This is a genomic window from Gilliamella sp. A7, from assembly GCF_002142015.1.
GTDB lineage: Bacteria > Pseudomonadota > Gammaproteobacteria > Enterobacterales > Orbaceae > Gilliamella > Gilliamella apis_A.
Window position 1 is genome coordinate 1 of record NZ_NASN01000072.1, and the last position, 7,785, is coordinate 7,785.

The window sequence follows — 7,785 nt, forward strand, 5'->3', positions numbered from 1 at the left end:
GTACATATGCAGTATAGTTATGCAGTTAGAAATCAAAAGAATAAGAAAGTTATCTAACTAATTTTGTAATTAATGTAAGTATGTTACTAACATAATTATTGATTTTTAAAGATATTTATAATGAAGCTATCTACAAAATGATAAAATTAGTAATGATTAATTTATTAGGATATTCTTAAAATCACTCAACTAATTAAATCAACTAATCCTTAAATTTTGCTCATTATTAGGTATAAAAAAATCGATTCCTCAATTTTTTATATAGCTATTATTTGCTAACTGTGTTGCTTTAGGTTACTTAATAAAAGATGGATAAATAATTTTGTGTAAGAGGATGATTATGGTTCAAAGCGGTAATAATTACCGCTTTTTTATAAAGAGATTATCAGATTAGTTATTTTTGTTTAGCATAAGGACCATATAAAATCCCGTTACTTTTTACTGGATTTGGTGTAAATAAACGAGCTGCTGTAACGCCTGAGATTGCAACACTACGATCCCTAACAGTATCGCTTATTTGAGTGATAGCAGCAGAAATCAACATACCTAATAAACTATTATTTGATTGTTGGTTTTCAAGGCTAGAAGCAGTAGCTCTACCAGTCCAAATTACTTTTCCAGTTCGGGAATCGAGCAGCTTTGCTTCTAATGTTACACGTGTATCACTTTGGATCACTTGATAATTAGTGCCGTAATTTTGTACGTTAATATATAAAACTGCATCAGGATTAAAAGTTTTTTGTAATTTAGATAAACTAACAGCATGAATATCATTAGCTACCGTTAAACCATTTTGTTTAAATACCTCATCAGTAACCATAACCGGGAAAACATAATAACCCGCTTCAGCTAAAGGTAAGGTTACTTGAGATAAAACGCCATAACTTGCATTGATTTCGTTTGATTGATTGGTTGGAAGTAAAACTAAAATTGATGCAGGTTTACTTTCCTTAAAAGCTGTATAGTCATAGCTTTCTCTATGTGCTGTACAACCTGTTAGCAAAAAGAGGCCTAGAAATGATCCTATTAGAGCAATAAATTTATTATTCATTGATTATTTTCCTTGATATTTTCTTTCAATAAAATCAATAAAGTGTTTTGATTCTGGGAAAAGAGTTTTTTCCTTTTCAAATTGTTCAAAAGCTTTATTAGTATCACCAGATGTTGCATATAACAAACCTAAATGAGCATACAATCCCGGAGGTACTGGTTTATTAGTTGATTTGGCTTTTTCCACAGTTTTTTCTAAATCTTGAATCAGCTCAACGTAGTTGCTTTTATCTGATTGAGTATAGTTATAAAGCACTTCTTGGTAGTCACCCCAATAATAAGTTGTATTAGATGATTGGCAACCATTTAGTACAAATAATAATCCTGCGAACAATAAATATATGAAATATTGTTTTTTTAACATTGTTATGATCCTTATGTCATTAACGTTTATTTTATTTGGCTGTAGGTTTCCATTCACCGTTATCTAATCCTTTGACTAGATTATTAATTGCTTCTCTAATCGCCAAATCTAAAACTTTGCCATTTAAAGTTGAGTCGTAACTTGCTTTACCGCCAAATCCAATTACTTCACGATTAGATAGACTATATTCACCTGATCCTTGTACTGAATAAGCTACTTGAGATGTTCGAATATCAATTATGTTCAAACTTACTTTTGCATAAGCAATCTGTTGTTTTCCTTTACCAATAAGTCCCCATAGCTGATGATCTCCTATTTCCTTTCTGCCAAACTCTGTTACGTCACCAGATATGATATAATTTGCACCAATTACATTTTGCTTTTGTTTACTATATTTAGCTTCATTTGCTAATTCTTGCATATTACTTCTATCTAGAACATTAAAATGATTGGTTTGTTGTAAATGACTAATAAGCAATGTTTTTGATTGATTACCTAATTTATCCACTCCATCAGAGAAAATGCCATTTTGATAATTTGAACGATTTTCAAATTTACCGACGGCAATATTGGTTCTGATGCCATTATAATTTGAGTGATAGCTATTTACTGTTGGTGATTCGATTGTTCTTGAAGATTCTTTAGCACAGCCAAATAACAAACTGCTGAAAATTATTACTCCTAACAAATTATTGATTTTCATCATTATTCCTTAGATTTTTATTATACCAGTACTGCATAATTTAATTTCACGGGAAGTAAATAATATATTATTGATAATGGTTATCAATAACTATTTGGGAGTTATTGTTTTATTTAATAATTGAGATTTTTAATTAACTTTTTTTATTATTCCACAGTTTTAGTAATGATAAATAATTTATAGATAAAGTGAGTTATTTAAGGAAAGAAAAGCGGATAGAAATGTTATTCAATTATAAAAAAATAATATATAGTTGCTAAAACTCTGTTCCTCAAAAATTTTTGAGGAAAGAGTTAGAATTAGCGTAATAAACAAGATTGAATTTTATCGATTTCTTTATTAAGCGCATCAATAACTAAATCGGGATGTGATCTTTCAAGTGTTTTTACATTTTGAAATCCATCATTAGCAATCGATCCGGTATATTGTTGAGCTTGTTTGATGTTGCTAAATAAATAATGAATATTTTTAGCTTTACGCGTAGTTGTTAAGGTATAACTGATAAAGTATTTAGTTTGTGATTGATAATCAGTCACCGCATTGGCAACAATGTTATTACCTTCGACTAATTTGATGGTATCACCGCCATTGATGGTAATGGCTTGTTGAGTTGGCATATTATAATATGGCCACCAAGCTGAACCAAAATAGTTATCGCTATTCAAAACCACAGGGCTGTTATCAAGTTCTTGGGCTATACAAACCGATAATGAAGAATGAAGAACAGTAATAGGACGAGAAGTACTATATTTATTTATTATATCAACACCGGCAGGATTTTGGGCAATTTCGACTCCTTGAGTTTGATAGATTGATTGCATTTTGTGAGAAGCACAGCCAGTTAGCAACATTACTAAAACAGTAAAACCAATTAACTTTCTCATATCTCATCCCAGCTTGATTAACTTGTTTAATTCTAGCTGGTTATACAAGGATTTACTAGTATTTAAAAGGTGAAAATATAAATATTTTTTAGTATTAAAAATTAGTCAGTAATTTGTTTTATATAAAATTAAAATAGTAATAATGTTGGCGAAAAATTGAGAGAAATTAGTTTTTCTCTCAATTTTATTATTAGTCTTTTTTACCTCGAATTTTTCTCGATAATCGTTTAAAACCATGAGTAAATTTCTTTATTGCCATTGCTAAGACCGGTACTTTAATTTTAATATCAAAACGCTCACGCAACTCGATCGCATCATTAGCTTTGGTAAGCCAAATAAAACCAGAGTTGGTTAAATCAATTGCTTTGATTGTTCCTTCAGGTGTTAAAATAAAATTTCCTCCATGAATGTCATTGGAAACTAAATTATAACTATGTAGTTTTTCAACGCAGTTTTTTATTTGTTCACCATGGGTTTTCATTTCTTCCCATTTTAACGAGCGACCTTCAATAAAATTAAAAATCATATAATGACGTTTGGTAACTTTATCAAATGCCACCAAATAAAGTTCATAAGCAATATCACATTTGTCCAACGATATTTTGGCTAACTTATGAATTAAATTGAAATAAAAGTCACCAGTAAATTTGGCTATAATACGGCGTTCTAAACGATGTTCAACGCCACCATCAATTTTAAAAATGAATTTAGTTTTGTCATGATTGATTAAATAGGTGTATCGCTCAATTCTATCACTAGGATCGAGCAACTCATGGTGACCTTCTTCAGCAAGAAATTGGTCAAAAAGCTCTAAATAATTGATTTCATCATTTTGCACATAAGCAAATTTCATATTGCCGCGTTCAATTTCAATAATTTTTGCAAAGTTATTCAAATTCTGTAGTCCTAAGAGAGATCAAAAAAATTAAGCTATCTTAAACATTATCCCACTTAAAGTAAATCAATCACTGACAGTTATTAAAACAAACATCAACAGTATATAAACAGAATTTTAAGTAGTTATTGAGCTTTTAAGATAAATTAATACAAAGCTAATATTATTAAAAATGAGCAATTAAGGTAGTTTATTGGAAAAGTTTGATTTAACTATTTATAAAAATTATCTCAATGATATGATCGGTTTATTATTAACGGCGACTATTTTTTATGCAAATCAAAGCTACTGTATGGTTTTTATATATCATTCGAACCGCAAAACAATCTTTATATACCGGTATCACTACTGATATCACGCGGAGATTACATCAACATCAAATGGGTAAAGGAGCAAAGCATTTAAAAGGGCATAAAGATCTTAATGTTGTATATCAACTAAGTATTGGCGATATATCAACTGCCTTAAAATTAGAATACCGTATTAAGCAGTTAACTAAAATTCAAAAAGAAAAATTAGTTTCTATCTCTCCAAGTCTCAATGAATTACTTATTTTTCTAAATATGAAAACTATTTAATATTATTTGTTGCCTACATAATTGATAATAACTGTAATGGCGGAGCTTTAATTGCTTCAATTTGTTGGTTAAATTGTTTCAATTGTTGTTGCCAAAAATCAACATCGGTTAACCAAGGAAAAGCACGAGGAAACGCTGGATCTTGCCAACGTTGGATAATCCATGCCAAATGATGGACTATTCGCATCGCCCGTAATGGTTCAATTAATATTAATTGATCATGATTAAATAGGGAAAATTCTTCATAAAGTTCAATAAAACTTGATAATTGAATTCTCTGCTGTTGTTGATCACCATTGAGTAGCATCCAGATATCTTGTATTGCAGGGCCATTTCTAGCATCATCAAAATCAACAATAATAGCTTGATCATGCCATAAGATATTTCCCGGATGACAATCGGCATGTAATCGAATTGGTTGCCAGTCATTATGCCAATATTGTTCAACAGTTTGAATTAAATTGGTTAAGATTATTTTTAGATCTGTCTGAATTTCTTTAGGAATTATTACGCTAGATAATAAAATTTCTTTTGATTTATACAAATATTCTTGCAGTCCAATAGTTGGACGATCTTTAAAAAGATGTTTTGCAGCAATTTGATGAATTCGGCCAAGTGTGGTTGCTACTGAGTCAAATTGTTGTAAATTATCGATTTCATATTGTCGTGCGCCAACGCTTGGAAATAAAGTAAAAAGATAACCTTGATATTCATGCACGGTATTATTATTAATTGTTGTTGGTGCAATGGCTGTAATATCGGCTTGGACTAATTGCTGAGTAAATTGATGTTCTTCAATAATTTGTAATTTATTCCAGCGATGAGGACGATAATATTTAACGACATAACGAGTGCGATTTTCATCAGAAAATTGATATACACGATTTTCATAACTATTTAAAGCCGTAAGGCCTGAATCAACGTAGATACCTATGGAGGCTAAGCTATCAAGAATCAGTTCCGGCGTTAATGTTTGGAAAGAAAATGCACTGTTATTCATAATGTTCCATTATTGTTGGCTAAACCATTCATCTAGTTTTTGCTTTAAAGCTTCTAAACCAACACGTTTTGGCGATGAGAAAGGAGCAACAGTAATATCACCCTGAAAAGGTAAAATGGCTTCTTTGACCATATTAACTTGTTTTTTTTGTGCACCAGAAGCCAGTTTATCGGCTTTAGTTAATAATAACATTACAGGAATATTTACAGATACTGCCCATTCAATCATTTGTTGATCCAAATCCTTTAATGGGTGTCTAATATCCATTAATACAACTAAACCCTTTAAACTCTCTCGTTTTTGTAAATACTCGCCTAGTGATTTTTGCCACTTACGTTTGATCGCCTCTGGTACTTGGGCATAACCATAACCAGGTAAATCAACTAAGCGACAGTTTTCTTCAACTTCGAAAAGATTAATTAGTTGTGTTCGTCCTGGTGTTTTACTGGTTCTTGCTAGAGCTTTTTGGTTGGTTAATGTATTAAGTGCACTTGATTTACCTGCATTGGAACGGCCGGCAAATGCAATTTCAACGCCAGTATCAATTGGTAAATGTGTAATGTCAGGAGCACTTAAGATAAAATGCGTTTTTGCATAATTTAATGGTCGAACGTCGGTCATAAACAATATCCTTTAAGTGCATTAACGGCACTTAATCACTTAAAATGCCGTTACTGTATAGAAAAACTTAAGAATTGACAACTTTTTCGACTGCTTTGCTAAATCGGTTCATGCCTTCTTTTATTTCATCTTCCGAGATAATTAAAGACGGCGTAAAACGTAGTACATTTGGCCCGGCATTAAGTATCATTACTTTATTCTCGGTAGCAATATTTAAAAAATCTCGTGCTTTACTATGAAATTCAGGTTGTAATTCAGCACCTAAAAGCAAGCCTTTACCTCGATACTCTCGAAATACTTTGAATTTATCATTGATAGTTTCAAGTTGTTCAATAAACATTGCCCGACGCTTTTGGACACCTTCGAGTACTTCTGGGCTATTAATGATATCGAAGGCAGCACAACCAACGGCACAGGCCAGTGGATTTCCACCATAAGTGGTACCATGAACACCAGGATGCATGACTGATGCAATCTCATTTGTGGTTAGCATTGCACTAATAGGAAAACCACCGCCGAGAGCTTTAGCGGAAGTTAAAATATCAGGAATGACATCATATTGTTGATACGTATATAAACTGCCAGTTCTCCCCATACCGCATTGTACTTCATCAAAGACTAATAGGGCATTATATTGATCACAAAGTGCTCGAACACCTTTTAAAAACTCTGGTGTGGCAGAGGTTAATCCTCCTTCACCTTGCACTGGTTCTAATACTACAGCACATGTATGATCATCCATTACTGCTTTAACAGCATCTAAATCATTAAAAGGAACATGAATAATATCGGCAGGTTTAGGCCCAAAACCATCGGAATATTTGGCTTGCCCTCCGACTGATACGGTAAAAAAAGTACGACCATGAAAAGATTGATAAAAAGCGATAATTTTTGTCTTGTATGGACTATATTTTTCCGCAGCATAATATCTTGCTAATTTAAAAGCAGCCTCATTTGCTTCAGCACCTGAATTAGCAAAAAAAACTCGGTCAGCAAATGTGTTTTCAATAATTTTTTGGGCAAGTCGTAGCGAAGGTTCATTGGTAAAAACATTACTAACATGCCATAATTGTTCACTTTGTTGGTGTAAAGCATTGATTAACTGGGGATGGCAATGGCCGAGAGCATTAACAGCTATACCTCCAGCAAAATCGATGTATTCTTCACCATTTTGATCCCATACTCGACTACCTTTTCCTTTTACTGGTATAAAGTTAGCCGGTGAATAAACGGGGAGAATTACTTTATCAAACAGATCTCGTGTAATTTCGGGCTGCATTATTTAATCCTTATTTTAACCAACGGTCATTTTATATTTTATGTTATTTAAAAAGATAGTAAAGTTAATATTTATTCATAATTATTGAATTTATATTCATTTAAAAGAAAGTTATATATTTTATTCTTTTCTCTAATTATTTTCGGGTATAATCAATGGTTAATTAATAATTGTTGATAAGATAGGAATAAATATGAGTCGCATTATTTATTGCCATTTTTTAAAAAAAGAATCCGAAGGATTAGATTTTCAGCTTTATCCGGGCGAATTGGGTAAACGTATTTATAATGAAATTTCAAAGATTGCATGGCAAGAATGGCTAAAAAAACAAACAATGTTAATTAATGAAAATAAATTTAATATGATGAATCTAGAACATCGTAAAAAAATTGAAACTGAAATGGTTAAGTG

At 31.6% G+C, this 7,785-nt stretch carries 10 protein-coding genes; 2 read left to right on the forward strand and 8 right to left on the reverse strand.

The window, feature by feature from the left end; translation table 11 throughout:
- Window positions 1-394: 394 nt before the first annotated feature.
- The 5 genes from B6D18_RS11675 to B6D18_RS11695 form a co-directional block, all read right to left on the reverse strand.
- On the reverse strand, window positions 395-1,051 hold the full coding sequence (locus tag B6D18_RS11675) for a DUF799 domain-containing protein (RefSeq protein WP_086364607.1): 657 nt from the start codon (window positions 1,049-1,051) through the stop codon (window positions 395-397).
- 3 nt (window positions 1,052-1,054) lie between these two features.
- A complete protein-coding gene (locus B6D18_RS11680) occupies window positions 1,055-1,414 on the reverse strand; it encodes a DUF4810 domain-containing protein (RefSeq protein ID WP_086364608.1) in 360 nt (119 codons plus the stop codon).
- Between the two features lie 31 nt (window positions 1,415-1,445).
- Window positions 1,446-2,120 carry a CsgG/HfaB family protein gene (locus B6D18_RS11685; RefSeq protein ID WP_371328907.1) on the reverse strand — a complete coding sequence of 225 codons (675 nt, stop codon included), beginning with the start codon at window positions 2,118-2,120 and terminating at the stop codon, window positions 1,446-1,448.
- Between the two features lie 296 nt (window positions 2,121-2,416).
- Complete coding sequence (locus B6D18_RS11690; protein ID WP_086364610.1) at window positions 2,417-3,001, reverse strand: hypothetical protein; 585 nt, start codon at window positions 2,999-3,001, stop codon at window positions 2,417-2,419.
- 190 nt (window positions 3,002-3,191) lie between these two features.
- Window positions 3,192-3,896 carry a lipopolysaccharide core heptose(II) kinase RfaY gene (locus B6D18_RS11695; RefSeq protein ID WP_086364611.1) on the reverse strand — a complete coding sequence of 235 codons (705 nt, stop codon included), beginning with the start codon at window positions 3,894-3,896 and terminating at the stop codon, window positions 3,192-3,194.
- A gap of 272 nt (window positions 3,897-4,168) precedes the next feature.
- On the opposite strand from B6D18_RS11695, the gene B6D18_RS11700 reads away from it, so the two are divergent.
- Window positions 4,169-4,474: a GIY-YIG nuclease family protein gene (locus B6D18_RS11700; RefSeq protein ID WP_216818968.1), complete on the forward strand. Its 306-nt coding sequence runs from the start codon at window positions 4,169-4,171 to the stop codon at window positions 4,472-4,474.
- 13 nt (window positions 4,475-4,487) lie between these two features.
- On the opposite strand, the gene B6D18_RS11705 is transcribed toward B6D18_RS11700, so the two are convergent.
- The 3 genes from B6D18_RS11705 to B6D18_RS11715 all read right to left on the reverse strand — a co-directional run bounded on the left by B6D18_RS11705 (window position 4,488) and on the right by B6D18_RS11715 (window position 7,374).
- The gene (locus B6D18_RS11705; protein WP_086364612.1) at window positions 4,488-5,474 is read right to left on the reverse strand and encodes a serine/threonine protein kinase; all 987 of its coding nucleotides are present in this window, start codon (window positions 5,472-5,474) and stop codon (window positions 4,488-4,490) included.
- A 9-nt stretch (window positions 5,475-5,483) separates the two neighbouring features.
- Window positions 5,484-6,095, reverse strand: coding sequence for a ribosome biogenesis GTP-binding protein YihA/YsxC (gene yihA, locus B6D18_RS11710; RefSeq protein ID WP_086364613.1), 612 nt, complete (start codon window positions 6,093-6,095; stop codon window positions 5,484-5,486).
- Window positions 6,096-6,162: 67 nt separating this feature from the next.
- Window positions 6,163-7,374, reverse strand: coding sequence for an aspartate aminotransferase family protein (locus B6D18_RS11715; protein WP_086364614.1), 1,212 nt, complete (start codon window positions 7,372-7,374; stop codon window positions 6,163-6,165).
- Between the two features lie 193 nt (window positions 7,375-7,567).
- Here B6D18_RS11715 and B6D18_RS11720 point away from each other — a divergent pair.
- Window positions 7,568-7,785 (forward strand): oxidative damage protection protein (locus B6D18_RS11720; RefSeq protein ID WP_086364615.1); only part of this gene is annotated, 218 nt, incomplete at its 3' end.

Coding starts and splice junctions, on each gene's coding strand:
- B6D18_RS11690 (WP_086364610.1), bottom strand. CDS start 3,001: ATGAGAAAGTTAATTGGTTTTACTGTTTTAGTAATGTTGCTAACTGGC.
- B6D18_RS11685 (WP_371328907.1), bottom strand. CDS start 2,120: ATGATGAAAATCAATAATTTGTTAGGAGTAATAATTTTCAGCAGTTTG.
- B6D18_RS11705 (WP_086364612.1), bottom strand. CDS start 5,474: ATGAATAACAGTGCATTTTCTTTCCAAACATTAACGCCGGAACTGATT.
- B6D18_RS11675 (WP_086364607.1), bottom strand. CDS start 1,051: ATGAATAATAAATTTATTGCTCTAATAGGATCATTTCTAGGCCTCTTT.
- B6D18_RS11700 (WP_216818968.1), top strand. CDS start 4,169: ATGCAAATCAAAGCTACTGTATGGTTTTTATATATCATTCGAACCGCA.
- B6D18_RS11680 (WP_086364608.1), bottom strand. CDS start 1,414: ATGTTAAAAAAACAATATTTCATATATTTATTGTTCGCAGGATTATTA.
- B6D18_RS11715 (WP_086364614.1), bottom strand. CDS start 7,374: ATGCAGCCCGAAATTACACGAGATCTGTTTGATAAAGTAATTCTCCCC.
- yihA (WP_086364613.1), bottom strand. CDS start 6,095: ATGACCGACGTTCGACCATTAAATTATGCAAAAACGCATTTTATCTTA.